This is a genomic window from Streptomyces botrytidirepellens, assembly GCF_003721215.1.
Classification (GTDB): domain Bacteria; phylum Actinomycetota; class Actinomycetes; order Streptomycetales; family Streptomycetaceae; genus Streptomyces; species Streptomyces himastatinicus.
The window spans coordinates 1-1143 of the sequence record NZ_RIBZ01000442.1 but is presented as its reverse complement, the minus strand read 5'-3'; the positions used below and the strand labels follow the sequence as shown (position 1 = coordinate 1143).

General features: G+C 72.6%; 2 protein-coding genes. One reads left to right on the top strand and one right to left on the bottom strand.

Annotation, left to right across the window (positions count from 1 at the left end; genetic code table 11):
* A partial coding sequence (locus tag EEJ42_RS31455; protein WP_246097517.1) for a class III extradiol ring-cleavage dioxygenase family protein occupies positions 1–508 on the top strand: 508 nt, incomplete at its 5' end.
* Here the strand turns inward: EEJ42_RS31455 and EEJ42_RS31450 are convergent.
* Positions 505–1143: IS481 family transposase (locus EEJ42_RS31450; RefSeq protein WP_123105261.1), on the bottom strand; the 639-nt coding region annotated here is incomplete at its 5' end. The two genes, EEJ42_RS31455 and EEJ42_RS31450, sit on opposite strands and share 4 nt — an antisense overlap.

Here is a 1143-nt window from a genome sequence, read left to right as displayed (position 1 = left end):
CGGGGACTGGGCGGCTGTCGACAGCGAGGCCGGGGGCGGCGAGGCCGCGGCCGGGGTGCCCGGGCGGCCGCTGCCGCCGTCGCTGGCGGTCGGCGCCTGGCTGCTGGAACGCGCGGGGTGGGACGTGGCGCCCGTCGAGGGGCTGGGTGTGGGGGAACCTCTCGCGGCCGAGCGGTGTATCCACGTCGGAAGGAAGCTCGCCGCGTCGGCGGAGCGGGTCGCGCTGCTGGTGATGGGCGACGGGAGCGCGTGCCGGACGCTGAAGGCGCCGGGCTATCTCGACGAGCGTGCCGCCGCGTTCGACGCCGAGGTGGCGCGGGCGTTGGCGTCGGCCGACACCGCGGCCCTCGCCGCGCTCGACGAGACGCTGGCCTACGAGCTGAAGGCGGCGGGCCGCGCCCCGCTCCAGGTGCTCGCGGGGGCGGGCGAAGGGGCGGGGCTGAAGGGGGAGTTGCGGTATGACGAGGCGCCATACGGCGTGGGGTATTTCGTGGCCCGCTGGGCCTAGTTGTGCTGATCGGAGAGGTTGGTGACGCGACTGGCTGGGGTGTGGCCGCTGATTCCGGTGTGGGGTCGGTGGTAGTTGTACCAGTCCAGCCAGCCGGGAAACGCTGCCTGACGTTCGGCTTCTGAGGTGTAGGGCCGCTGGTAGGCCCACTCGTCCAGCAGGGTGCGGTGGAAGCGTTCGACTTTGCCGTTGGTCTGCGGCCGCCAGGGGCGGGTCCAGCGTGGGCTGATGCCCAGGTCACGGCAGGTGTCGCGCCAGGTGTTCTTGCTGTAGGCCCAGGCGTTGTCGGTCAGCACCCGCTCGACGGTGACGCCTTGGGCGGCAAACCAGGTGGTGGCCCGTCGCAGGAAGGCCGCGCAGGTGGCGGCGGTCTCGTCGGTCAGGTTCTCGGTGTAGGCCAGGCGGGAGTGGTCGTCCAGGGCGGTGTGCAGGTAGGCGTAGCCGGTGCCGTTGCGGTTCGTGCGGCCAGCTGCCCGGCCGAGGACCTTATGGCCGCCGCCGTCGGGGATACGGCCGAGTTTCTTGACGTCGATGTGGACCAGCTCGCCTGGCCGGGAGCGTTCGTAGCGGCGGACGGGTTGGCCGGTGGCCCGGTCCAGCGTGGCCAGAGGCGGCTGGCCGTGGCGTTGGAGGAT